The organism is Cupriavidus basilensis (genome assembly GCF_000832305.1).
Taxonomy (GTDB): domain Bacteria; phylum Pseudomonadota; class Gammaproteobacteria; order Burkholderiales; family Burkholderiaceae; genus Cupriavidus; species Cupriavidus basilensis_F.
In genome coordinates, this window is the sequence record NZ_CP010536.1 from 2,922,626 (window position 1) to 2,947,601 (window position 24,976).

Genomic DNA, 24,976 nt, shown 5'->3' on the forward strand with positions numbered 1-24,976 from the left:
CGCCGGCCACGTCAGGCGCGATGCTGCGCCAGCGTTTCGCGCGCGATGATCAGCTTCTGCACTTCGGTGGCACCCTCGTAGATCCGCAAGGAACGGATCTCGCGATACAGGCTTTCCACGCGCGTGCCGACCTTGACGCCGAGACCGCCGAACATCTGCACCGCGCGGTCGATCACCTGCTGCGCGTTCTCGGTGGCCACCATCTTGGCCATGGCGGCTTCACGCGTGGTGCGCACGCCGGCCACATCGCGCAGCCACGCGGCGCGGTAGGTCAGCAAGGCTGCCGAGTCGATGGCGGTGGCCATGTCGCCGATGGCGGCCTGCGTCAGTTGCAGGTCCGCCAGCACGCCGCCGAACATCGGCCGCGCGGTGGCACGGGCCAGTGCTTCGTCGAGCGCGGCGCGGCCAAAGCCCAGCGAGGCGGCAGCCACCGAGGCGCGGAAGATGTCCAGCGTCATCATGGCCACCTTGAAGCCCTGCCCTGCCTCGCCAAGCCTTGCGGTGACGGGCACCCGGCAGTTCTCGAAGCGCAGCGTGGCAAGCGGGTGCGGCGCCATCACGTCGATGCGCTCGGCGATGGTCAGGCCCGGCGTGTCGGCATCCACGACAAACGCGGAGATGCCGCGCGCGCCCGGCGCTTCGCCGGTGCGGGCAAAGACGCAATAGAAGTCGGCGATGCCGCCGTTGGAGATCCAGGTCTTGACGCCATCGAGCACGTAGTGATCGCCATCCGGCACGGCACGGCATTGCATGGCGGCGACATCGGAACCGGCATCGGGTTCGGACAACGCGAACGCGGCAATCGCCTCGCCGCGCGCCACGCGCGGCAGGTAGCGTTCGCGCATGGCGCCGCTGCCGGCCAGCGTGATCGCGCCGCTGCCCAGGCCTTGCATGGCGAAGGCAAAGTCGGCCAGGCCATCATGGCGAGCCAGCGTCTCGCGCAGCAGGCACAGCGAGCGCGAGTCGAGCGTGTCGAGCGCGCCGCCGTAGGCGGCTGGCACGCAGTAGCGCAGCCAGCCGGCCGCGCCGAGCTGGCGCACCAGCGCTCGGCAGGCGGCATCGGTGTCGCTGTGGTCGACCTTGAGCGAGGCCGTGGCCCATGCATCGAGCCGTTGCTCTAGTTCACGGTGCGTGTCGTCGAAGAACGGCAGGCAGAGATAACCTTTGTCGGACATGGCTTGCTATTCCTTTCAATCGCCTTCGAACACCGGGCGCGTCTTGGCCACGAACGCGTCGTAGGCGCGGCGGAAATCCCGGGTCTGCATGCAGATGGCCTGCGCCTCGGCCTCGGCCTCGATGGCTTCGTCCAGGCCCATGTTCCATTCCTGGTGCAGCAGCTTCTTGGTCACACCGTGGGCGAACGTCGGACCAGCCGCAATCTGCGCGGCCAGTGCCTGCGCCTCGGCGAGCACAGCGTCCGGTGCGTGCAGCGCGTTGAAGAAGCCCCACTGCAGCCCTTCTTGCGCAGCCATCGCGCGGCCGGTGTAGAGCAGCTCGCTCGCACGGCCCTGCCCGATCACGCGCGGCAGCAGCGAGCAGGCACCCATATCGGCGCCGGCCAGTCCAACCCGCACGAACAGGAAAGCGGTCTTGGCCTGCGCCGTGCCCAGACGCATATCCGAGGCCAGCGCCATCATCGCGCCGGCGCCGGCGCAGATGCCGTCGACGGCGCTGACGATGGGCTGCGGGCAAGCCCGCATGGCCTTGATCAGGTCGCCGGTCATGCGCGTGAATTCCAGCAGCTCCGGCATGGTCATGCGCGTGAGCGGGCCGATGATTTCGTGCACGTCGCCGCCCGAGCAGAAGTTGCCGCCGGCGCCGGTGATGACCACCGTCTTGATGTCGGTGGCGTAGCACAGGCCGCGGAATAGGTCGCGCAGCTCGGCGTAGGAATCAAACGTGAGCGGGTTCTTGCGCTCGGGGCGGTTCAGCGTCACGGTGCCGACCTTGCCGTCGGCCGAGACCGACCACAGGAAGTGCCGTGGCTGGTAGCCGGCGAAGCTGCGCTTGTGGTGGCGCATGTCCAGTGCTATTTCGCTCATCTCGTTTCTCGCTTGTTCGTTCTGAATCTGGTTGGCTTGCAGGCGTTGGCGATCAACCCGCCATGACCTCGCCGCCGGCCACGGCGATCGACTGACCGGTAATCGCGCTGGCCGATGGCTGGCACAGCCATGCCACGGCGTCCGCGACTTCGTCGGGCTGCACCAATCGCCCCTGCGGATTGCCCTTGGCCAGTTCGGCGCGGGCCTGCGCCTCGGTACGGCCGGTCTTGCGCACGATGTTGGCGACCGCGTCGCGCACGATGTCGGTTTCCGTATAGCCGGGGCAGACCGCATTGACGGTGACACCACTGCTCGCCGTTTCCAGCGCCAGCGCGCGGGTCAGGCCAATCACGCCGTGCTTGGCCGCGCAATAGGCGCTCACATAACCATAGCCAACCAGCCCGGCCGTGCTGGCCACATTGATAATGCGGCCCCAGCCATTGGCGAGCATGTGCGGCAGCGCGGCCTGCGTGCAGAGAAAGGTGCCGGTGAGGTTGACCTCGAGCATGGATTGCCATAGCGCAAGATCGGTCTTGCCGAACGGCGCGCTGCGCGCCTGGCCGGCATTGTTGATCAGCAGGTCGATGGGCCCTGCCTTGCCGGCGGCGTCGGCAAAGGCCGCTGCCACGCTGTCGGCCTGCGAGATATCCGCCGCCACGGTGCAAAGCATGGCGGGCGACACGACCGCCTCGGCCAGCGTATCGGCGGTGGCCGCCAGCGTAGCCGCGTCGCGGCCCAGCAACGTGACGCTAGCGCCGTGCGAGAGCAGGCGGCGGGCAATGGCGGCACCGATGCCGCGCCCGCCGCCCGTGACCAGCGCGTGCCGGCCTTGCAGGGAAAGAAGCGTGTTCATGCTCAGTGATCCTCCGGCTGGCGGGCTTGTCTGGCTTGTTGCGCTGCCCGTTCCAGATTGGTCTCGAGCTGGCGCTTGCCGGCCTGGTATTGCTTGGGCCAGGCCAGGTCGCGATGCCCCAGCCGCGCCGCCTCGTGAATGGTCCACGCGGGATCGGCCAGGTGCGGCCGGGCAATCGCGCACAGGTCCGCACGGCCCGCGGCGATGATGCTGTCGACGTGGTCGGCCTCGAAGATCGCGCCAACAGCGATCGTGGCGATGCCCGCTTCATTGCGGATGCGATCAGCAAACGGCGTCTGGTACATGCGGCCGTACACCGGCGCCTGGTCCGGGCTCACCTGCCCGGATGAGCAGTCGATCATGTCGGCGCCCGCGGCCTTGAAGGCGCGCGCAATCTCGATCGCGTCGTCGGGCGTGATGCCGCCTTCGACCCAGTCGTGGGCCGAGATCCGCACGGACATCGGGCGCTCCTGCGGCCATACGGCACGCACGGCGGCGAAGACTTCCAGCGGATAGCGCAGCCGCGCCTGCAGCGAGCCGCCGTATTCGTCGCTGCGCTGGTTGGTCAGCGGCGAGATGAAGCTGGAGAGCAGGTAGCCGTGGGCGCAGTGCAGTTCCAGCCAGTCGAACCCGGCTTGGGCAGCGCGCCGCGCGCTGGCCACGAAATCGTCGCGCACGGCGTCCATATCGGCGCGGCTCATCTCGCGCGGCACTTGCGAGATGCCCGGCATATACGGCAGCGGCGAAGCCGACAGCACCGGCCAGTTGCCTTCGGCGAGCGGATAGTCCATCTGTTCCCAGCCGAGTTGCGTGGAGCCCTTGCGCCCGGCGTGGCCGATCTGCATGGCGATACGCGCGTCGCTGTTGGCATGCACGAAATCGACAATGCGGCGCCAGGCATCGCGCTGCTCATCGTTCCACAAACCCGGGCAGCCCGGGGTGATGCGCGCATCCGGCGAGGTGCAGGTCATTTCCGCCACCACCATGCCCGCGCCGCCGAGCGCGCGCGCGCCCAGGTGCGTCAGGTGGAAGTCGCCCGGCACGCCGTCCTCGCAGGAGTACATGGCCATCGGCGACACCACCACGCGGTTCTTCAAGGTGACATTGCGCACGCGCAACGGCGTGAACATCGGCGGCACGACGCGGGCCTCGGCCGCCTGTCCGGTGCTGGTGGCATTGGCGACGTTGGCAGCCGCCTGCCCCGCCAGCCAGCGCTCGAAACCCTCGACGTAGCCGGGGTCTCGCACACGCAGGTTCTCGTGCGAGATGCGCTGCGAGCGCGTCAGCAGCGAATAGGCGAACTGCTCCGGCGCCAAGCCCGCGTAGCGCTCGACATTTTCGAACCACTCGGTGGAGTTGCGCGCGGCATTCTGGATCTTGAGCACTTCTACGCTGCGGGTGGCCTGGTAGCGCTCCAGCGCCTGCGGCAGCACGTCGGCGCCGCCCGGCCCGGCATCGCGGATATTGTTGGCGAGGTCGATCGCATCTTCCAGCGCCAGCTTGGTGCCGGAGCCGATCGAGAAATGCGCGGTATGCGCGGCATCGCCCATCAGCACCACCGGCACGCGGCGGCCGCCGGCCAGCGTGTTCCAGTGCACCCAGGTGCCGCAGATCACACGCGGAAAGCGGATCCAGTTGGCCGAGCCGCGCAGGTGAGTGGCGTTGCTGATCAGGGCGTTACCGTCCAGGTAGCGGGCAAACAGGCGCTCGCAAAAGGCCACGCCCTCCTCCTGGCTCATCTGCTCGATGCCGGCGGCGCGCCAGACCGGCTCGGGCGCCTCGACGATAAAGGTGGAGGTGTTGTCGTCGAAACGGTAGGCATGGGCCTGGAACCAACCATGCTCGGTCTTTTCGAAGGCAAAGGTAAAAGCGTCGAACAGCTTGCGCGTGCCAAGCCAGACAAAGCGGCACAGGCGGGTATCGATGTCGGGCTGGAAGGTCTCGGCGTAGCGGCCGCGCACGCGGCTGTTGATACCGTCGGAGGCGATCACGATGTCGGCCTGGTATTGCTGCGCCAGCGCCTGGTCATCCGTGACGTCGGTCTCGAACACCAGGTGCACGCCGAGCGCCTCGCAACGCGCCTGCAGGATGTTGAGCAAGCGCTTGCGGCCGATGCCGATAAAGCCATGCCCGCCGGAGCGCAGGGTGCGCCCGCCGATATGGATATCGATATCGTCCCAGTGGTTGAACGCCGCGTTGATCTGCTCCGCGCTGACCGGGTCGGCCTGCTTGAGGTTGTCCATGGTGGCATCGGAGAACACCACGCCCCAGCCAAAGGTGTCATAGGGCCGGTTGCGCTCCACCACGTAGACCTCGCTGGAAGGGTCCCGCAGCTTCATCAGCAAGCCGAAGTACAGGCCCGAGGGGCCTCCGCCGATACAGAGCACTCGCATTTTTTCGTCTCCTGCGTGCCGGCCCCTGGGATTCTGAGTTCCAGGATAGCCGTGCGGCACATGCGATGCGCGGGAGCGCATCTAGATCATGCTTAAATATTTGACACTTAAAATATTAGTCGGCATGAGCCCGCCTGGCAAGGACAATCTTTTGCGCAGTGCAGCGCCCGCCGGAAGGCGGGCACCCCTGCCTTCAGCCTTGCATCGCCGCCTGCAACTGCGCGAGTGCGGTGGGATCCTCAATCGTGGTCAGGTCGCCCGGGTCGCGCCCTTCCGCCACCGCTTGCATGGCGCGGCGCAACAGCTTGCCGGAACGCGTCTTGGGCAGCGCATTGACGAAGAACACGCGTGCCGGGCGCGCCACTGCCCCCAGTTGCTGGTCCACGGTCTTCATCACATCGCCCTCCAGCACCAGCCGGTCTGCCTGGGTGGCGGTGCGGCCCGCGTCGCGCACGATCACAAAGGCCATCGCCGCCTGGCCCTTGAGCGCATCGTGCACACCCACCACCGCTACCTCGGCCACTGCCGGGTGCGACGAAATGCTCTCCTCGATCTCACGCGTGCCAAGACGGTGGCCCGCCACGTTGATCACATCGTCGGTGCGGCCGAGGATAAAGATATAGCCATCCTCGTCCTGCACGCCCCAGTCGAACGTGGAATAGCAGCGCCGTCCCGGCACGCCGGACCAATACGTCTTGACGAAGCGTTCGTCGTCGCCCCATACCGTGGTCATGCAGCCCGGCGGCAGCGGCCCGTCGATGGCGACCACGCCCTTTTGCCCCGGCGGGCATTCGGCGCCGGTGGCCTCGTCGATGATCTTCAAGTCGTAGCCGTACACCGGCACGCCCGGCGAGCCGAGCTTGGCCGGCAGCGGGTCAAGGCCGCGCTGGATCGCGATGATCGGCCAGCCCGTCTCGGTCTGCCAGTAGTTGTCCACCACCGGCTTGCCGATGCCCTGCTGGATCCAGCTCGCGGTGGGCTCGTCCAACGGCTCGCCGGCCAGGAACAGCAGGCGCAGGCTGGACAGGTCGTAGCGCGTGAGCCAGGCCGGGTCCTGCTTCTTCAGCACGCGAATGGCGGTGGGCGCGCTGAACATGATGTTGACGTGGTACTGCTCGACCAGTTGCCACAGGATGCCGCCGTCCGGGCGGATCGGCGTGCCTTCGTACATGATCGTGGCCATGCCCGCCAGCAGCGGCCCGTAGATGATATAGCTGTGCCCCACCACCCAGCCGATATCGGAACTGGAGAACATGGTGTCGCCGGCCTTGCCGCAGAAGATGTATTCCATCGAGGCCGCCAGCGCGACCGCGTAGCCGCCGGTATCGCGCTGCACGCCCTTGGGCTTGCCGGTGGTGCCGGACGTATAAAGCACATAGGACGGCTCGCTCGATTCGAGCCATGCGCACGGCACGCGCGCCGCGCCAACGCGCTCGCGCCAGGCGCCATAGTCTTCATCGCGGCCAGGCGTGAGCGTCATCGGGGAAAGCTGGCGATCCACCAGCAGCACGCGCTCCGGCTTGTGCGTGGCCAGTTTCACCGCCTCGTCCAGCAATGGCTTGTAGGGCACCACCTTGCCGGCGCGCGAGCCGGCATCCGCGCTGACGATCACGCGCGGCTGCGCATCGTCGATGCGCGCGGCCAGGCTCACCGAGGCGAAGCCGCCGAACACGACGGAATGAATGGCGCCGATGCGCGCGCAGGCCAGCATGGCAAACGCGGCCTCGGGAATCATCGGCATGTAGATCAGCACGCGGTCGCCCTTTACCACACCCAGTTGCTGCAGGATCGCGGCCATGCGGTTGACCTCGTCGTGCAATTCGGCGTAGCTGTAGGTGCGGTGCTGGCCGGTTTCCGTCGATACGTAGATCAGCGCGGCCTGGTCCGCGCGCTCGGCCAGATGACGATCGACCGCGTTATGGCAAAGATTGGTGCGGCCACCGACGAACCACCGGGTGAATGGCGGGCGGCTGTCGTCCAGCACGGTGTCGAACGGGGTTTCCCAGTCGATGCGGCGCGCCTGTTCAGCCCAGAAGCCTTCAGGGTCGCTCAGCGAGCGGGCGTGCAGGGCACGGGTAGCCGTCATGGCTTGTCTCCTCCGCTTGGATGCGGGCTATTGGTTTGTTTGTCGGGTCGTTTGCTGATTTGCTGATTTGCTGATTTGCTGATTTGCTGATTTGCTGATTTGCTGCCGCTAGTTTGCCACCACCGGGGCGGCCTGGCGCCTGGCATGCCATGGCCGATCCTGGCCACGGGTTCCCGCAGTCTGCGCATGCCGCCTTACGCAAGGCTTACCCACGATGCGCCGCACCAGGCAAAAGGGCGTGCCACTGGCACGCCCTTGATCTGGCTCAAACCCCCTTGCGCTTCAGCGCGCGTGCGCCTTGGTCTTCGCCGGCCCTGCCGCCGATTTGCTGGCCGCCTTGGCACTGGCCGGCTTGGCGCTGGCCTTGGCTGCCGAAACGGTCGGCGCGGGTTTGGCCGATGACCTTGCCGTGGCTGCGGCACCCTTGCGCGGCGCGGCCTCGACCGTCACGCGCTGGCGCGGCGCGGCACGTCCCTTGGCCGATCCCCGCACCGGTTCGGCCCGAACGGGGACCAGCGCGGAAGCGGTGGGCGCCGGGTCGGGCGCGCTGGCAAAGCGAGCCGCCGAGCGCGCCGGCACCATCAGCACCAGGCTCTGCCCCGCCACCAGCTTGGTGCCGGAGAGCTTGTTCCAGGACTGCACCTGGCCAGCCGACACGCCATAGCGATGCGCAAGCGTTGCCACCGTATCGCGCCGCCCGGCCCGCACCACCACGCGGCGTGCGTCGGGCACATCAGGCTCCATGGCCATCGTGGCGCTTTCGGCCAGCGTGGCGCTGATGTCCTGGTTGCGATCCTCGGAGCGCGGCACCACCACCGTGGAGCCGGCCTTCAGCCGCATGCCTTTGGGAATGCGGTTGATCTCGCGAATCGTGTCCGCGTCGATATTCAGCCGTGCCGCCAGCGCCTCGATGCGCTCGCGGTTATCCACCGTCACGGCCGTCCAGCTCGACAGGCCGCCACGGTAGGTGTTCAGGTTGTACTGGAAGCGCTCGGCGTTATCGAAAGGCAGCAGGATCTGGGGATTTGCCGCGCCCAGGATCACCGGCCGGTTGAAGGACGGATTGAGCGCCTTGAACTCGTCGAGCGGCAGGTTGGCGAGCTTGGCCGCCAGCTTGACGTCGATGTCGCGCGAGGTGGTCACCGTGACAAAGTACGGGTGATCCGGAATATCCGGCAGCTTCACCCCATACATCTGGGGATTGGCAATGATGTTCTTGACCGCCTGCAGCTTCGGCACGTAATAGCGCGTCTCGTTGGGCATGTTCAAGCTGGCGTAGTCGGTCGGCAGCCCGCGCGCCTGGTTGCGCGCGATGGCGCGCGACACCGCGCCCTCGCCCCAGTTATATGCCGCCAGCGCCAGTTGCCAGTCGCCGAACATGTCGTACAGCCGCTGCAGGTAGTCCAGCGCCGCGTCGGTCGAGGCCAGCACATCCCGCCGCTCGTCGCGGAACATGTTCTGCTTCAGGTTGTAGCTCTTGCCGGTGCTGGGAATGAACTGCCACATGCCGGCCGCCTTGGCGGTGGACTCGGCCTGCGGGTTGAACGCGCTCTCCACGAACGGCAGCAGCGCCAGCTCCGTGGGCATTTTGCGGCGCTCCAGTTCCTCGACGATGTGATAGAGGTAGCGGCTCGAGCGCCCCACCATCCGTTCCATGTATTCCGGGCGCTGCGCGTACCACTGCGTGCGATCGTCAACCAGCGTGCCTTCCAGGTCCGGCATGCCGAAGCCGCGACGGATGCGGTCCCAGATGTCGCTCGACGGCCCGCGCAGCCAGTCCATGCTGTCGCGGTCCACGTTGATGACACCTGCGCTGTTGATCGAATTGAGCGGATCGGGCTTGGAAATCGCGGGCCTGGAAGCGGAGGCGGTCGCTGTGGCGCCATCGGCACCCTCGGGCGGAGTGGGCGTGCTGGCACACGCTGCAAGCAGCGCGGCACACGCAACTACCGCCAGTAATCGACCAATTTTCATTAAGTTCTCAAATCGTGACGCTAAAAATTTGCCTGATGCTAAGAAAAAGCGGCTTTCGCGTCAATGAAATTCTCCCTGCCGCGGCGCCGGGCCGAGGCCGACAGGGACGTATCGGGTACGTGAAAAATGCCGTTCCGGCCAAGCGTGCCCAAGGCTTGCGGGCACGCGAAAGGACGTGAAGGCAAGCGGAAATCAGCGGAAATCATCCTTCCAGCCGCGCAGCGCGCCAAAGGCCGCCGCGTCATTGCCGGCCACCCCGCCAGCGTGGGCCGCCACCGCCTCGCGTACCGCGGGCACGCGCGAGCGCAGGAAGGGATTGACCTCGCGCTCCTGCCCGATGGTGGTCGGCACGGTCGGTGCGCCGACCGCGCGCAACGCATCCACGCGTGCCTCCCAGGCTGCCAGCTCGGCATTATGCGGCTCCACCGCGCGGGCGAACCGCACATTGCTGCGGGTGTACTCGTGGGCGCAGTACACCCGGGTGGCGCCGGGCAGCGCCGCCAGCTTGTCCAGCGACGACAACATCTGCGCCGGCGAGCCCTCGAACAGGCGGCCGCAGCCGCTGGCAAACAGCGTATCGCCGCAGAAGACCGACGGCCCCGCGCCCGGCAGGTCCGCCACGTACGCGACATGACCGGCGGTATGGCCCGGCACGTCGAGCACCTTGAGTTGCAGCGACGGATGCGCCACGTTGACGGTATCGCCCTCGCGCACCGCCACGGTACGCGCGCCGATACGCTCGCCGGCCGGACCGATGACCGGCAACGGGGCGCCATCCGGCGCGGTGGGATGCACCGCCAGCAACCCGGCCACCCCGCCCTGGTGATCGCCGTGGTGATGGGTGATTACAATAGCGCCCAGCGTCAGCCCCTCGCGTGCCAGGAAGGCTTCGACCGGCGCGGATTCGCCCGGGTCGACCACGGCGGCGCAGTGACCGTCGTGGATTGCCCAGATATAGTTATCCTGGAATGCGGGAATCGGCTCCACCTTCAACATGCGTGCTCCTATGTCCAAGCGTCCGATTATAAATTGGGAAGACTGGCTTGCCTCGCCACCCGGGCAATACATGCTCCAGTGGGAGCAGGCGCAGTACGACCGGACCGTGGTGGATATCTTCGGCTACCACGCGGTGCAGCTCGGCCTGCCGCACATCGACACCCTGCGCGAGAACCGCATGCCGTTCTCCGCACTGGCGCTTGCCCCCGGCAACGGGCCCCACGGCCCACGGGCACAGGCCGATTCGCGCCAGTTGCTGTGCCGCTTCGACGAACTGCCGTTCGAGACGCAAAGTATCGATCTGGTCACCCTGCCCCACATCCTGGAGTTTTCGGAAGACCCGCACGAGGTGCTGCGCGAGGTGTCCCGTGTGCTGATGCCGGAAGGCCGGGTGGTGGTGACCTGCTTCAACCCCATGAGCCTGTGGGGCGCCCGCCAAGGCCTCAAGCGGCTTGGCGCTGACCCCTTCCTGCCCAACGACAGCCAGTCCATCGGCTTCGTGCGCATCAAGGACTGGCTCAAACTCCTGGGTTTCGATATTATCCGCGGCCGGTTCGGCTGCTATTGCCCGCCATACCACACGGAGCGCTGGCTGCAGCGCGCCGCCTTCATGGAGAAGGCCGGCGACCGCTGGTGGCCGATCTTCGGTTCAGTCTATATGATCTCGGCGGTCAAGCGCGTGCGCAATATCCGCCTGGTCGGGCCCGCCTGGAAGAGCCCCAAGGCTGCCCTGTCGCCAGTCGCCGCGCCGGTGGCGACCCCCACGGGCACCCACGGCAAGTCCCCCGGCGACGAGCATTAAGCGCCATCATGCGCTGCCGCCCCCCAATCACCCCGGTCGGCCCCGCCTCATCGCGGTGCCAACCTTAGCTTAGCTAATCAATACCCAATGGAACCCAGCGAAATCGAAGACGTCATCATCTATTCGGACGGCGCCTGCAAAGGCAACCCCGGGCGCGGCGGCTGGGGCGCCGTGCTGGTGTCCGGCACCAATGAGAAAGAGCTGTTCGGCGGCGAAGCCCTCACCACCAACAACCGCATGGAAATGACGGCCGTGATCGAGGCCCTGCGCGCGCTCAAGCGCCGCTGCCGGATCAAGGTCTACACCGACTCCCAATACGTGCAGAAGGGCATCGGCGAATGGCTGCCGGGATGGAAGGCCCGCGGCTGGAAGACCGCCGACAAGAAGCCGGTAAAGAACGCCGACCTCTGGCAGGAAATGGACAAGCTCGCGCGGCAGCACGACATCACCTGGCACTGGGTCCGCGGCCACAACGGCCACCCCGGCAACGAACGCGCCGATGCCCTTGCCAACCGTGGCGTCGACTCGCTCAAGGGATAAAGCCGGCTCCGTACCGCCTCATCGCGCCCCACGCCGGCCCGACTCCTCCCCTGCCCCACCGGTTAGAATGCCCGCCATGCGACAGATCGTTCTCGACACAGAAACCACCGGCCTGAGCGCCGCCACCGGCGACCGCCTGATTGAAATCGGCTGCGTGGAGCTGCTTAACCGCCGCCTCACGGGCAGGCACCTGCACTTCTACGTCAACCCGGAACGCGATATCGACGAAGGCGCGATCGCGGTGCACGGCATCACCGTGGACTTCCTGGCCGACAAGCCCAAGTTTGCGGAAGTGGTCAACGAGATCCGGGATTTCGTCCAGGACGCCGAGCTGATCATCCACAACGCGCCCTTCGACCTTGGCTTCCTCGACATGGAGTTCAAGCTTGTCGGGCTGCCGCCGTTTCGCGAGCACGCTGGCAATGTGATCGACACCCTGCGCGAAGCCCGCCAGATGTTCCCCGGCAAGCGCAACTCGCTGGACGCCCTGTGCGACCGCCTCGGCGTCAGCAACGCCCACCGTACCCTGCACGGCGCATTGCTAGATGCCGAGCTGCTGGCCGAGGTCTACCTCGCCATGACGCGCGGCCAGAACTCGCTGGTGATCGATATGCTCGACGGCGGCGGCGCCGACAGCGACGCAGTGGCCGCCACCGACCTCTCCCGCCTCGAGCTGCCCGTGCTGATGGCCAGCGAAGATGAAGCCACCGCCCACCTGGCGGTGCTCAAGCAATTGGAAAAGGCGAGCGGCGGCAAGGTCGTATGGAAGGAAGCACCGCCGGCGACCGAAGCTGCATAGGCAGCTCAAGATTGCCGGCCGAAAGCAGCCAACGGATTTTTTGCAGAAATTTCCAGGAAGGGCTTTACAAGATACAACGGCGCTGACATAATCTCGTTTCTCTGCAGCACGACAGTAACAGCGCAGCAGCAGGGGTGGTTAGCTCAGCGGTAGAGCACTGCCTTCACACGGCAGGGGTCACAGGTTCAATCCCTGTACCACCCACCAAATTAGTGGCTAGCAACTGCCTACGTTGCCGAAAACCCAGATAGCGAAAGCTCTCTGGGTTTTTTGTTGTCTGGCGTTTGCCAAGGCCTACCACCGATACCCAACTTTTTTGAGGGTACAGCCTTCAGGATGCCAATGCTGTCATGCCAATCCGCATCAAACCCCTCAGCGACAAGCAGTGCAGGGATGCGCATCCTCGCCCTCGCAGGGATCCGGTTCCTCCTTCGGTTAGCGATATAAGAGCCCAAAAATGGGGATGCCGCGGTGGCGCGCGGACTCGCTGGCACGTAGATAATTCGTTACAAAGCTCTGTCTGGCACCTGTCATCGCCGCCAAATTCTGCCGCGTTAGTTGGCCATGTTCGGCAAATTGCACCGAGCATCAACAACCAGGGAGTTCACTATGCTTATGCGTAAGGTTATCGGCAGTGTGACTATCGCTGTTCTGGCAGCAGGCATGGCAGGTGGCGCGATGGCCAACGACAAAGATACACGGTGGGAGAGAAATCACCCTCGCCGCGAGCAGGTGAACAACCGCCTGTCCAACCAGGACAAGCGCATCCACCACGAGGTCAAGGAGGGGGAAATGTCGCGTGGACAGGCGGCCAAGCTGCACGGCGAAGATCACCAGATCCGCCAGGAAGAACGCGCGATGGCAAGCCAGAACGGCGGCCATATCACCCGGACGGAACAGCAGGCTCTCAATCAGCAGGAAAACACCGTGAGCCGGCAAATCGGCCATTGAATTTTGCCCTGGCGCTGATCAATTATCGCCATTTGCCGATAGTTGATAGTTGATAGTTGATAGTTGATAGCCTCAAGCAAGAGCCAGGCAAGAGGGGCTGCGGCCCCTCCGTCATGCTCTGGTGCTGATTACGCGGCGTATCCTGGCAGGCCGACAGCCAGCTTGCCTTTTGCCAGCGTGATGCCTCGCTGAACCGCCGAGTGGAAGTCGGCGCTAAGGTCCTCGACGGCGATGGCGCGGCGAAAGAAGTCCGCCCACACGAACTCCGCAAAGGCGGTAGGCGTCTTGGTGTAGCCACCAGCATCCCGGACATACCCGGCCAGCGACCGATATGGATCGTCGACCAGTTTCTCGAGGTGATTGGGAACCGCAGCGTAGCGGTGCCGCACGCCGTGTTCGTCCAGGGGATGAACCCATAGGTTCTTGTCCATCTGCACCCAGAAATCGTCCTGCGCGCAGGCCGACAGATCGGCCTCCACGGTGAAAAAGCCACTGGTGACGCCGGCCTCCAAGGCTGCCCGCCCGAGATGATGGTGATCGGTGATGTAAAGCTTGCCGCCCGGCCCGTTCACTACCGGGATCGGATGGGCCTGCAGGAACTCACGCTGCTCCGCAGGCTTTAGCGAGGCCAGGTGTTTCTTCTTGTCCTGCACTTCGATCATGCCCACCGTCAGTTGCGTCGGGTGGAGCTCGTGAATCAAGGATTCGCGGACCGCTGCCATATTGCCCTCCTCTTCATTTTTCCGCACAGGTTCTGCACAAGGCAAGATTAGCAGGCATATCGCCAACACCCAGAACGAATAAGGGATGGACGCCCAGGAGGCAGTCAAGCCGGATGCGGAATTCGCTCGCCGTCAGGTGCGCGGGTAATGCCGTCGGCAACGCCGGACGGGTCTTCCCCGCGCCTTGGGTTCGCGATGAAAGATTGCCCGGATCGCAAACGCGTACACCCCGACGATCAGCAGGGCAACGACAAGGAGGGAGAGAACCGGCATGACGGGCTCCGATTGGGCCTGCTCGAACGCTCATCGACCATGGCCGCCGCCATGGCTGCCACCGTTGTGACCACCACCGTCATGACCACCGCCATGGCCCTCCCCATGCCCCTCGCCGTGGCCGCCATGACCATGGTGACCATCACCGCCGTGGCCACCACCATGGAAGAACACAGCGCCACCCCCATAAAACCCAGGCCACCAGCCGTAGTCATAGTAGGGGCCATAGGGGTAAGCGGGATAGTAAGCGCCGTAAGGATAGGTGCCTTCGGCCGGATAGCCGTAGCCATCATAGGCAGGCACTGCCGCGCACCCGGCCAGCGTCATGGCCGCACCGATTGTGAGGATTCTGATACATGTGCCCATCGCCAATTCCTGACGCGTTCGTGTAGTTAGACACGAATTTCCAGTGCACATTCCTGGTCCCGGCCTGGCCCAATGCCGGATTTGCGCGGCAAGGGGAAGTGGCGGTGCTTGGCCGTCACGGCCAGGCGACAAGCCTGGCGCCGCGCTGGCCGCGCCCTACAAATTGACTACCGCTCCACCTTCCGACGGCCGATAGTCCAGCAACCGGGATAGCTCGCCCGCCGCGCTCCTCACCTGCTCCACCATGCCATGGAGCCGCTCGGGATCGATCCGCGAAGCCGGGATGGTGGTGCCAAGCGCCGCCACTACCTTGGCGCTGCGGTCCCGCACCGGCGCGGCGATGGTCGAGATGCTGGTTTCGAAGAAGCCTTCCTGCAGCACGTAGCCGCGCTGGCGGTCGCGCTGGACCATGTCGAACAGTGCTTCGACGGTCTTGGGCGTGCTCTCCGAGAAGACTTCCAGCTGCGGCTCGGGATAGAGATCACGCAGTTCCGCCAGCGTCAGGTCTTCAAGCAGCACGCGGCCAAGCACGGTGGCGTGCGCCGGCAGGCGGGTGCCGACGTTGACCGAGCTGGCGAACGGCGTAGGCGCCACGGACTTGGCCACGTAGACGATGGAGCGGCCGTCACGCACCACCAGGTTGCATGGGTAGTTGACCTCGTCGCGCAGGCGGTCCAGCAGTGGCCGGCCGAGCTCGGTCAGCTCCAGCGAGGCGAGGTAGTCAAAGCCAAGGCGCAGTACCGCCATGCCGAGCCGGAATTCACGGCCGCCATCGGTACGCTCCACAAAGCCCATCATCTCCAGCGTGGTCAGCAGGCGGAACACCGTGGAGCGCGGGACCTGAAGCCGGCGCGCCAGTTCGGCGGCAGACAAGGTCCGCTCGTTGCGGCTGAACTCGCCCAGCAGGCGCAGGCCGCGTTCCAGCCCCGGCACGATGTACTTGTCCTGGAGATCGGTAGGCTCGAGGGCATCTGTCATGGTGATATCTCTGCGAATGAGTACTTTGGCGTGCGATATGGTAACGGCTTTGGCTGCGGCCCTGCTCTGAGGCCCGGCCTGTGCGGATAACGCACCTTGCACCCCGATGCGCCGCCCGCGACTGTCCGATATAACACGCCCTGCATCTATCCTCCAGCACTTCCATCACCAAAGCCGCGCGCGCTCACTTCAGATAGTCCCGCAGCCAGGCGGCGCACTCGCCCGCGTGCTGTGCCGGCCAGCGCACGGTAATGGTCGCATTGGGCTGGCGCACTTCGATGCAGATATCCGTGAGCGGACCCCTGTCCACAGCGGGCGCGGGCGAGAACAGGCGCGACCACCAGCCTGCGCCGCGATTGGGGCCGGCTTGTACGGTGCGAGCCGGGATGACGGCCGGGCGAGCGGGAATCCCCTCGATGGCGGAGCCGGGCGCGGCGGGCGAAGGGGCCTGCTCCTTCGCGACCGTTTGCGCCACATCCGCTGCTGCGGGCGCTGCGCACGCCGCAGCCGGCGCCGCCTCGGCAGGCGCCACCAGCCGCGCCGACAGATTCGTGCCGAACTCCTCCCACATCCGGTCGGCCTTCGTCTTCATCACGCTCAGGCCGAACGTGCCAAGGCGGCCCAGCACGTCCACGTTGATCTTCATGCGCAGTTCGGTCTTGCCGTCGGGCTGCCCGGTCAGGAAGATCTCGCTGGACTGCTTGAGCGAGCTGGCCACGGAGGCGTCCTCGCCCGTGCCTTCGCTACGCAGGTAGTTGGGCGCGCGCATCTCCACGATGGTGGTCTTGATCTTGAAGCGCGCGCTGACAAAGGCGATCTTGACCTGGATGTGCGAGATGTACTCCACATCGCTGACCACCTCGATCGACTGCATGCCCGGCACGCAGCCGCCCATCACATTGGGATCGAGCAGCAGTGCCCAAACTTGCGCCGGTGCTGCGCCGACGATCAGGTTTTTTTCAATTTCCACGCATTTTCTCCGCGGCGCACAGAATGGATTCGACGATGCCGACGTAACCGGTGCAGCGGCACAGGTTGCCGTTCAGGCCAGCGCGGACTTCCTCTTCTGTCGGGTTGGGGTTATGCGCCAGCATGGCGCAGGAGGTCATCAGGAAGCCAGGGGTGCAGTAGCCGCACTGCAGGCCGCCGCACTCCATGAAACTTTGCTGCAGCGGGTGCAGCTCACCGCCAGCGCCTAGGCCTTCGACGGTGGTCACGTCGCGCCCGCGTGCCTGCACGGCAAGCATCAGGCAGGACTTCATGACTTCGCCGTCCACCAGCACGGAGCAGGCGCCGCAGATGCCGGTCTCGCAGCCGCGCTTGGTGCCGGTCAGGTTGAGGTCGTCGCGCAGCAGGTCCGACAGCAGGCGCCGCGCGGGCACTTCCACGCTGTGGTCTTCGCCGTTGACGGTGAGTTCGATATGGATCTTTTGCATGGGGAATCCTTAGTCCGTTGCCAGCCCGAACAACGTGGCGATGCTCCGCCGCGCCACGGTCCGCACCATCTCGCGGCGATAGTCCGCGTTGCCGCGCATATCGGAAACGGGGTCGATGTCCGCGGCGACGATATCCGCCGCCTCGGCGGCCACTTCCGGCGTGACGGCCTTGCCGGCCAGGAACGCCTCGGCGCGCCGCAGCCGCGCCGGAATCGGCGTGGATGCGCCAACCGCAAGGCGCGCCTCGATGCACGTAGCGCCAGTCCGGCGAGCCAGCAGCGAGACGCTGGCCAGCGGCCGGTGCTCGGCGGCCGTGCGCAGGAAGCGCGCGTAGTGGCCGAGCGCATCCGGCGCCAGCGCGGGAATGCGGATCTCGGTCACGATCTCATCGGGCTCGAGCGCCGTGGTGTAGTAGTCGACCAGGAACGCCTCCATCTCCAGCACGCGCTCGCCGCTCCTGCCGGCAAGCACCACCTGCGCCCCCAGCGCCATCAGGCAACCCGGCGGATCGGTGGCGGGATCGGCATAGCAAAGGTTGCCGCCGATCGTGCCCTGGTTGCGCACCTGCGGATTGGCCACGCGCCCCGCCATGCTGGCCAGCATGGGGTAATGCGCCTGCACCAGCGGCGAGCGCGCCACCTGCGCATGCAAGGCCAGCGCGCCGATGCGCAAGCCGGTGCGCGGATCGAACTCGATCTTGCGCAAGGCATCAAGTTGGCCAAGCGATACCAGGTGGGTGGGCATGAGCATGCGCTGGCGCATGCCGAGCATCAGCGCGGTGCCGCCGGCGATTACCCGGCACTCGTCGCCCAGGTCGGCCAGCATGCGGCTGGCTTCCGGCACCGAGCCCGGCTCCAGAAATTCGAAATTACGCATGGCGCGCCTCATTTTCCTTGCGCTCGCGCAGCGCGGCCAGCACCTTCTCCGGCGTGATGGGCAGCGAAGCAATGCGCACGCCGATGGCGTCATAGACCGCATTGGCAATGGCCGCCGCGCCCGGCAGGATCGCGGTTTCGCTGGCGCCCTTGGCCCCATAGGGCCCATTGGGCTCAACGGACTCGACCACATCCGTGCGCAGCGCAGGCACCGCGTCAGCGGTCGGCATGGTGTAGTCGGCGAAGTTGCCGTTCAGGATGCGGCCATCCTCGACCTGCACATGCTCATACAGCGTCCAGCCGATCGCCTGCACGGTGGCGCCGTGCGTCTGGCCGTGCACGGCCAAGGGGTTGATGGCCTTGCCGCAGTCGTCCGACACGAAGCTGTCGATCAGCGTAATCTGCCCGGTCACCGTGTCCACTTCCACTTCGACAGCCTGCGCCGCGAACGAGTAGGCAGGCGCGATGTTGCCGTAGTAGTTGGCGTCGTGCATCACGGTGGGCGCATCGTAAGTGGCGCGCACCATCAGGCCCTCGCCGCCATGGCGGAAGATATGCAGCCGCGCGATCTCGGCGAGCGTGGCGCGCGTGGTGTCGTCATGACGGGCGCGGATCACGCCGTCGATCAGGTCCAGTTCGTCCTGCGGCACACCGAGCTTCCCGGCGGCCACGGCCAGCAGCTTCTGCTTCGCCTCGCGCGCGGCCCGCATCACTGCGTTGCCGGAAATGATCGTGACGCGCGATGCCAGCGAGCCGAGGCAGAACGGCGCCACATCGGTATCCGGCGCGCTCACGGTGACGTGCGACAGCGCAATGCCCAGCTCTTGGGCGCAGATCTGGCTGAGCATGGTGTTGGCGCCCTGCCCCATGTCGCACTCGCTGGTGAGCAGCATGACGCGCCCGTCCTCGTTGACCTTGAGCACGATGGTGGAGCCATCCCAGTTGCCCAGCGTGCGGTTACCGCTGACGTGCATGGCGGCCGCGATGCCGAGCCCGCGCCGGCGCGTGCCGGTTCGCCGCGAGGCATCGGCGCGGCGCGCATCCCACTGGATTGCCTCGCGCGTTTGCTCGAGGCATTCCACCAGGCCGCTGCTGCCAATCTTCCAGCCATGCACGCTGGTGTCCCCGGAGCGGATGGCATTGCGCTTGTGGACTTCAATGGGATCCATGCCTAGCATTTCGGCCAGCATGGTGAGGTGGCTGTTCAGCGGGAACTGCATCTGCTGGCCGCCGAAGCCGCGGAACGCGCCGCGCGGCGGATTGTTGGTATAGGCGAGCACGGCGTTGGAGCGCACGTTCTCCACGCGATGCATGTTGTCGCTGCGCATGGCGGTAACGTGCATCACGTCGCCAGCCAGGCCCGCATAGGCGCCGCACTCGGCCACGATGTTGACGTCCTTGGCGACGATCATCCCTTGCGCATCCAGGCCCATCTTCAGCCAGACCCGCGCCGGCACGCTGGAGCGCGCGCCGAGGAAATCCTCGAGCCGGTTGTTGACCAGGCGCACCGGGCGGTCGAGCCGCGTTGCCAGCAAGGCCGCGATCAGGCTGTTGCTCTCCTCCACGATCTTGGCGCCAAAGCCGCCACCGGTGACCGCCTGGATCACGCGGATGGTGGACACCGGCCGGTCCAGCGCCTCGGCAAGGCGCGCGCGCGCCAGGAACACGGACTGCGTCGAGGCCCAGACCGTGAGCCGGCCATTGCCATCCTGGGCGGCCACGGTGGCCATCGGCTCCAGGTAGCCGGGATACTGCGAGTGCATGTCGTACGTGGCCTCGTAGACCACCGCGGCGCGAGCGAAGCCGGCTTCGACGTCGCCGCGCTCGATATGCATCTCATGGGCGATATTGCGCGTGCCCGGGTGGAGCTCCGCCGCGCCGTCGGCAAGCGCTGCATCGGGGCTGAAGATGGCGGGCAGTTCTTCGTACTCCACGCGGATCAGGTCCAGCGCATCGCGTGCGGTTTCTTCGTCCACCGCGACCACCGCGGCGACCTCCTCACCCACGTGGCGGACCACGCCAGCGGCAAGAATGCGCTGCTCCTTGCGATGCGTGCCCCACAACCGCGACGGCGTGTCCTCGCCGGTCAGCACCAGCTTGACGCCCCGCAGCGCGCGCGCCGCCGCGGTGTCGATGCGAACGATGCGGGCATGCGGATACGGGCTGCGCAGCACCTTGGCATGCAGCATGCCGGCCTGCTTGATGTCGCCGGCATACACGGCCCTGCCCATCACTTTCTCCCGCGCCGTCACTTGCGGCGTGGCGCTTCCCACTGTCGACGTGCTCATGCCGACCTCCTGCTAGTCAGAAAACCACTGAAAACCATGAAGACGCCGGCGAGCGTTGCCGCCGGCGTCGCGTCACTCGGCGGTAATGCCGAAATCCTTGATGACCTTGCCCAGCCGCTCGTAGTCGGAAGCATTGATCCTTTCCAGCACGGCGGGCGCGCCGCCCACCGGCACCGCGCCGAAGGTGGCCATCTTCTCGGCGATGTCCGGCATCCTGACGATCTCGTTGAGCTGCTCGTTGAGCAGCTTCACCACCTCGGCCGGCGTGCCCTTGGGCGCCATGACGCCGTGCCATGCGCCTACGACGACGTCCTTGTAGCCAAGCTCGGACAGCGTCGGCACATTAGGCAGCAGCGCAGAGCGCTTCGGATCGGTCACGGCCAGCGCGAGCAGCTTGCCCGTGTTGATGTACTGGGCCACCGGCCCCAGCGTCACGTAGGCAAAGTTGACGTGGCCTGCGACGACATCATTGACGGCGGGCGCGACGCCCCGGTACGGCACGTGCTGGATCTTCACGCCAGCGGCGCGGTTGAGCCACTCGCCGGCGATATGCATGGGCGAACCCGCGCCGGGGGTGGCATACGTCAGCGGCTTGCCGGCTTTCGCCGCGGCCACCATTTCCTGCACCGTCTTGATGCCGGCGCCCGGATACGCCACCAGCAGCACGGTCTGCGTGCCGGTCTGGATGACCGGGGTGAAGCCATGCAGCGCGTCGTAGCTGGAGCTGGCGGGGAGCTTGAGCACCATCGGCGCCGTCGTGAACGGGTTGGGCGTGAACAGCAGCGTGTAGCCGTCGGCCGGCGCGCGTCCGACCATGGCGTTGCCGACCACCCCGCCAGCGCCTGGCTTGTTCTCCACGATCACCGGCTGCTTGAGGCGCATCGACAGCTTCTCGGCGTACATGCGCGCCATGGAGTCCGTGTCGCCGCCCGGCGGATAGGCGACCACGATCGTGACCGGCTTGGCGGGATAACCGAGCGCAAAGGCGCTGCCGCCTCCCAGGGCAATCGCGGCGAGCGCTGTGGCAAGGACGTGTCGGCGGGCAAGGTTCATCTACGGCTCCTGTGGGGGCGCTCCACTTCAGCGGGGAATGGCATGGTGGGTGCGGGGTTAGGCACGGCTAAGGGACGGCTAAGGGACGGGAACGCATTCGATGTGCGTTTTATTAGCGAAACATTAGTTCAGGAGAGGAACGCGCTATTCATACTAGATCTACATTGTTGACTACTCAACTTACGTTAATCCCTAATTGACATATATATCTTTTTATAAATTAAAAGAGAGATTCATGACGAGAAGGAGGCAGCACATCGGAGTCCCTATGAGACAATCGGCTCCGCCCCCCCCTGATCAGCCGCCGTCCGGCGGCATCTCTTGAAAGACATGGATCTGATGAAGCGCGCAGCCGGAACGACAACCGACACCGGCGACAAGGCAGTGCCCCCGAAAACCGACTGCCCCTGGGCGCAACTGGACGAGCAAGGCAGCGGGCTCGATGTCGACGACTTCCTGACGACGATGCTCAGCCAGTTGGTCAACGCGCTGCGGCGCACCGTGACGCTGCCCTACGCCGAGCAGTTCGCGCTCACGGTGCCCGAGTGGCGCCTGCTGGCCCTGCTGGCGCACGCACGGCAGCTGCCCTTTGCAGAACTGGTGCTGCAATCCACATCGGATAAGGCGCTGGTGAGCCGCACGCTGCGGCTGCTCGAAGGCCGCGGGCTGGTGAAGCTGGATGCCGAGGGCAACACCCCGCGCAAGAAGCTGATCTGCAGCATCACGCCGGAAGGCCTGGCGCTGCATGAGCAAGTGATGCCGCTGGCCAGGAAGGGCCAGGCGGAGGTGATCCGGTTGCTTGAGCCGGAGGAGCGCCGAGCGATGTACCAGGCGCTGAGGAAGCTGCACGGCCTGTGCGTGACGCCCGGGCGCGGTGACGCCGGCGGGGGCGGGGGCGAAGGCGAATAAATTAGCGCACACGAGAACGAACAAAGCCCGTGGCAGCTGGCGCTGCCACGGGCTTCATATCGTGCGTCGTGCGTCGCGAATCAGGCCTCGAGTTGCTCGAGCACCTTGCCCTTGGTCTCGATGCCAAGGAAGTGGATGGTCAGCGCCGCCACGAACGGCACCGTCGCCAGCGCGTAGAAAGCGATGCTGAGATTGCCCGAGCCGATCGTGCTGGCCACCAGCGTCGGCGCGAAGATCGCCGCCAGCTTGAGCCACGCGCCCCCAAAGCCGCAGCCCATGGCGCGGATGCTGGTGGGATACAGCTCCGGCGTGTACACGTAGGCCGTGATAAAGCCACTTGCCAGGAAGCCGAGCGAAAGCGCGCAGAGCCCGGCCACGACGTACACCGACTCCGCGTGGAACACGCCGGCCAGCGCCAGCGATATCGCGCACAGGATGAACGAGACGTTGATCACCGGCTTGCGGCCCACCTTGTCGACGATCATCGCGCACACCAGCGAGCCGATCACCCCGAGCACCGATGCGCCCGCGGCCAGGTTCAGCGCCAGTTGCAGCGGTGCGTGATACACCGTCTTGTAGATCGTCGGCAACCAGGTCGACAGTCCGTACTGGATAAAGCCGCAGGTCGCCCACAGCATCCACACCGCCAGCGTGCGGCCGATATAGGCCTTGCTCAGCAGGTCCCGGACACGCCGGCGCGGGTGCTTTCCGGTCATCGCGTCGTACGCGGATACATCGCCCAGCGGCGCCAGCGGCCCCTTGGCGCGGGACTCGAACGCCGCGAGCGCACGGTCGGCTTCGGCCAGGCGGCCCTTCTCCGCCAGCCAGCGCGGCGACTCGGGAATGGCCCGGCGCAGGATGAAGAACAGGACGACTGGGGCGCCGCCGATGAAGTACATCACCGTCCAGCCGAACCGCGGCACCAGCCACGCGCCGACGGCATTGGAGATCAGCAGGCCGATCGGGAACACCACCTCGTATAGCAACACGAAGCGCCCGCGCCCGTGGGCACGCGTCACTTCGTTGATATAAGTGGCGGCCACTGGCAGCTCACCGCCCAGGCCAAGGCCCTGCACGATGCGCAGCAAGGCAAAGATCTCGAACGAGGGCGCGAAGCCGCAGGCGATGCTCATCAGCCCGATGATGCCCGCGCTCCATCCAATCGAGTTCAGGCGGCCAAAGCGCTCGGCCAGCGCGGGAAACAGCAGCGCGCCGATCAGTTGCCCGACCGACGGCGCCGCGATCAGAAAGCCGATCTGCCCCGGCGTGAGCGACCACATCGAGATCAGCAGCGGTAGCGTGGCGGCGATGGCGATGACGTCAAAGCCATCGAAGAACGTGGCCAGGCCGATCAGCAGCCGTGCCCTGACATGCATGCCATTGCTGGGCAGGCGCTCGATGCGGGCGATGATCGCGCCCCGGGTGGTTGCCACGGGGGCGTCAGTGGCGCGCTCGCCACCGCCTGCCGTGATGCTGCTGGATGGGGTCGCCACACCCTCGGCGTTCGCGTTGGCGAACGGGGCCTCTTGTCTCTGGATCAACACGGTGTTTCTCTTCTAAAGTATCCGAGGCAGGCAGCCGCCCCGCGCTGGCGCATTGCCGGACTGCCCGGCAAGGGCCACCACCGTTGGCGCCGCGATGGACGCGGCGCGCGGTGGCGCGCTTAGAGGTCCAGGACCAGGCGCTTGCCTTTGCAGCCTGACACGCAAACCATCATGGTCTGGTTCGACTCGCGCTCGCTCTTGCTGAGCACGCCGTCGCGGTGTTCGGGTATGCCTTCGAGCACGCGCGTTTCGCACGAGCCGCATACGCCCTCCCTGCAGCTGTGCTCCACCGCAATGCCCGCTTCGAGCAAGGCATCCAGCAAGGACTTGCCTGCGGGCACTTTCAGCTCGCTACCCGTGCTTGCCAGCGCCACGGTGTACTCGCCGTCCTGCACCGCCGCCACCGACGGGTCGGCGGCGAAGCGTTCGATATGCACTTCGGGATAGCCATGGCCGGCGCAGGCGGCTTCGAAGGCATTCAGCATCGGGCCCGGGCCGCAGCAATAGAAGTGCGTGCTGGCAGCTTGCCCGGCGAGCAGCGCGGACAGGTCCGGCGGGCTGCCCGCCTCGTCGTCGAAGTGCATGCGCACCGCGTCGCCATAGGCGGCCAGTTCGTCCGCGAAGGCGGCTTCCGCGCGCGAGCGTGCGCAGTAAAGCAACGTGAAGGAACGCCCGAGCTCATGCAGCCGACGCGCCATGCACACGATGGGCGTCACGCCGATACCGCCGGCCACCAACACCGTGTGAGCCGCATCCTCATCCAGCGCGAAGTGGTTGCGCGGCGCCGCCACGGTGAGCGTGCTGCCCACCCGCAGTTGCTCATGCACGTAGCGCGAGCCGCCACGGCTGCCGCGGTCGAGCAGCACGCCCACCACGTAGCGGTCGCGCAGTTCCGGCGCGCCGCACAGCGAGTAGCTGCGCACCAGGCCATTGCCCAGATGCAGGTCGATATGCGCGCCCGGCGCGTACTCGGGCAACGCATGCCCGTGCGGATCGCGCAGTTCCACGCTGACGATGCCGCGCGCTTCGAAACGCATGGCCTGCACGCGCAGGCTCAGGGATTGGCTGGTACTCATGGCACTTCCTTCGGTTGCTT

General features: G+C 66.1%; 22 protein-coding genes and 1 tRNA gene. 6 read left to right on the top strand and 17 right to left on the bottom strand.

Annotated elements, in window-relative coordinates; translation table 11 throughout:
- Positions 1–11: 11 nt before the first annotated feature.
- From RR42_RS13540 to gloB, 7 genes are all read right to left on the bottom strand, one after another.
- Positions 12–1,175 (bottom strand): acyl-CoA dehydrogenase family protein, encoded by a 1,164-nt coding sequence (locus RR42_RS13540; RefSeq protein ID WP_043347626.1) that lies wholly within the window; start codon positions 1,173–1,175, stop codon positions 12–14.
- A 15-nt stretch (positions 1,176–1,190) separates the two neighbouring features.
- On the bottom strand, positions 1,191–2,042 hold the full coding sequence (locus RR42_RS13545; protein ID WP_043347630.1) for an enoyl-CoA hydratase family protein: 852 nt from the start codon (positions 2,040–2,042) through the stop codon (positions 1,191–1,193).
- Positions 2,043–2,094: 52 nt separating this feature from the next.
- Positions 2,095–2,895 (bottom strand): SDR family NAD(P)-dependent oxidoreductase, encoded by an 801-nt coding sequence (locus tag RR42_RS13550; RefSeq protein ID WP_043347633.1) that lies wholly within the window; start codon positions 2,893–2,895, stop codon positions 2,095–2,097.
- A gap of 2 nt (positions 2,896–2,897) precedes the next feature.
- Complete coding sequence (locus RR42_RS13555) at positions 2,898–5,288, bottom strand: bifunctional salicylyl-CoA 5-hydroxylase/oxidoreductase (RefSeq protein WP_043347637.1); 2,391 nt, start codon at positions 5,286–5,288, stop codon at positions 2,898–2,900.
- 193 nt (positions 5,289–5,481) lie between these two features.
- Entirely contained in the window at positions 5,482–7,374 is a 1,893-nt protein-coding gene (locus RR42_RS13560; protein ID WP_043347640.1) for a propionate--CoA ligase, read from the bottom strand.
- A 282-nt stretch (positions 7,375–7,656) separates the two neighbouring features.
- A complete protein-coding gene (locus tag RR42_RS13565) occupies positions 7,657–9,348 on the bottom strand; it encodes a transglycosylase SLT domain-containing protein (RefSeq protein ID WP_043347643.1) in 1,692 nt (563 codons plus the stop codon).
- A gap of 192 nt (positions 9,349–9,540) precedes the next feature.
- Complete coding sequence (gene gloB, locus RR42_RS13570; protein ID WP_043347645.1) at positions 9,541–10,344, bottom strand: hydroxyacylglutathione hydrolase; 804 nt, start codon at positions 10,342–10,344, stop codon at positions 9,541–9,543.
- A 10-nt stretch (positions 10,345–10,354) separates the two neighbouring features.
- Here gloB and RR42_RS13575 point away from each other — a divergent pair, with 10 nt between their 5' ends.
- From RR42_RS13575 to RR42_RS13595, 5 genes are all read left to right on the top strand, one after another.
- Positions 10,355–11,146 carry a methyltransferase domain-containing protein gene (locus RR42_RS13575; RefSeq protein ID WP_043347648.1) on the top strand — a complete coding sequence of 264 codons (792 nt, stop codon included), beginning with the start codon at positions 10,355–10,357 and terminating at the stop codon, positions 11,144–11,146.
- 102 nt (positions 11,147–11,248) lie between these two features.
- Complete coding sequence (gene rnhA / locus RR42_RS13580) at positions 11,249–11,686, top strand: ribonuclease HI (protein ID WP_043352076.1); 438 nt, start codon at positions 11,249–11,251, stop codon at positions 11,684–11,686.
- 76 nt (positions 11,687–11,762) lie between these two features.
- Positions 11,763–12,485 (top strand): DNA polymerase III subunit epsilon, encoded by a 723-nt coding sequence (gene dnaQ / locus RR42_RS13585; protein WP_043352077.1) that lies wholly within the window; start codon positions 11,763–11,765, stop codon positions 12,483–12,485.
- Between the two features lie 132 nt (positions 12,486–12,617).
- A tRNA-Val gene (locus RR42_RS13590) sits at positions 12,618–12,692 on the top strand.
- 456 nt (positions 12,693–13,148) lie between these two features.
- Positions 13,149–13,436 carry a hypothetical protein gene (locus RR42_RS13595; protein ID WP_082054898.1) on the top strand — a complete coding sequence of 96 codons (288 nt, stop codon included), beginning with the start codon at positions 13,149–13,151 and terminating at the stop codon, positions 13,434–13,436.
- A 128-nt stretch (positions 13,437–13,564) separates the two neighbouring features.
- On the opposite strand, the gene RR42_RS13600 is transcribed toward RR42_RS13595, so the two are convergent.
- From RR42_RS13600 to RR42_RS13635, 8 genes are all read right to left on the bottom strand, one after another.
- A complete protein-coding gene (locus RR42_RS13600; protein WP_043347650.1) occupies positions 13,565–14,158 on the bottom strand; it encodes a ParB-like protein in 594 nt (197 codons plus the stop codon).
- 303 nt (positions 14,159–14,461) lie between these two features.
- Positions 14,462–14,797, bottom strand: a complete 336-nt coding sequence (locus tag RR42_RS13605) for a hypothetical protein (protein WP_082054899.1) — start codon at positions 14,795–14,797, stop codon at positions 14,462–14,464.
- Between the two features lie 156 nt (positions 14,798–14,953).
- Positions 14,954–15,775, bottom strand: coding sequence for an IclR family transcriptional regulator (locus tag RR42_RS13610; protein ID WP_043347655.1), 822 nt, complete (start codon positions 15,773–15,775; stop codon positions 14,954–14,956).
- A 184-nt stretch (positions 15,776–15,959) separates the two neighbouring features.
- Positions 15,960–16,745, bottom strand: a complete 786-nt coding sequence (locus RR42_RS13615) for a CoxG family protein (RefSeq protein ID WP_043347656.1) — start codon at positions 16,743–16,745, stop codon at positions 15,960–15,962.
- Complete coding sequence (locus RR42_RS13620; protein WP_043347658.1) at positions 16,735–17,211, bottom strand: (2Fe-2S)-binding protein; 477 nt, start codon at positions 17,209–17,211, stop codon at positions 16,735–16,737. Before RR42_RS13620 ends, RR42_RS13615 begins: the two co-directional genes overlap by 11 nt.
- 9 nt (positions 17,212–17,220) lie before the next feature.
- A complete protein-coding gene (locus RR42_RS13625) occupies positions 17,221–18,087 on the bottom strand; it encodes an FAD binding domain-containing protein (protein ID WP_043352081.1) in 867 nt (288 codons plus the stop codon).
- Positions 18,080–20,374: a xanthine dehydrogenase family protein molybdopterin-binding subunit gene (locus RR42_RS13630; RefSeq protein WP_043347659.1), complete on the bottom strand. Its 2,295-nt coding sequence runs from the start codon at positions 20,372–20,374 to the stop codon at positions 18,080–18,082. Before RR42_RS13630 ends, RR42_RS13625 begins: the two co-directional genes overlap by 8 nt.
- Before the next feature lie 72 nt (positions 20,375–20,446).
- Complete coding sequence (locus tag RR42_RS13635) at positions 20,447–21,427, bottom strand: Bug family tripartite tricarboxylate transporter substrate binding protein (RefSeq protein WP_043347662.1); 981 nt, start codon at positions 21,425–21,427, stop codon at positions 20,447–20,449.
- 330 nt (positions 21,428–21,757) lie between these two features.
- On the opposite strand from RR42_RS13635, the gene RR42_RS13640 reads away from it, so the two are divergent.
- Complete coding sequence (locus RR42_RS13640) at positions 21,758–22,336, top strand: MarR family winged helix-turn-helix transcriptional regulator (RefSeq protein ID WP_043347664.1); 579 nt, start codon at positions 21,758–21,760, stop codon at positions 22,334–22,336.
- 80 nt (positions 22,337–22,416) lie between these two features.
- Here the strand turns inward: RR42_RS13640 and RR42_RS13645 are convergent, their stop codons facing one another.
- Positions 22,417–23,712, bottom strand: coding sequence for an MFS transporter (locus RR42_RS13645; RefSeq protein ID WP_236702050.1), 1,296 nt, complete (start codon positions 23,710–23,712; stop codon positions 22,417–22,419).
- Positions 23,713–23,999: 287 nt separating this feature from the next.
- Entirely contained in the window at positions 24,000–24,956 is a 957-nt protein-coding gene (locus RR42_RS13650; protein WP_043347667.1) for a PDR/VanB family oxidoreductase, read from the bottom strand.
- Positions 24,957–24,976: the final 20 nt, after the last annotated feature.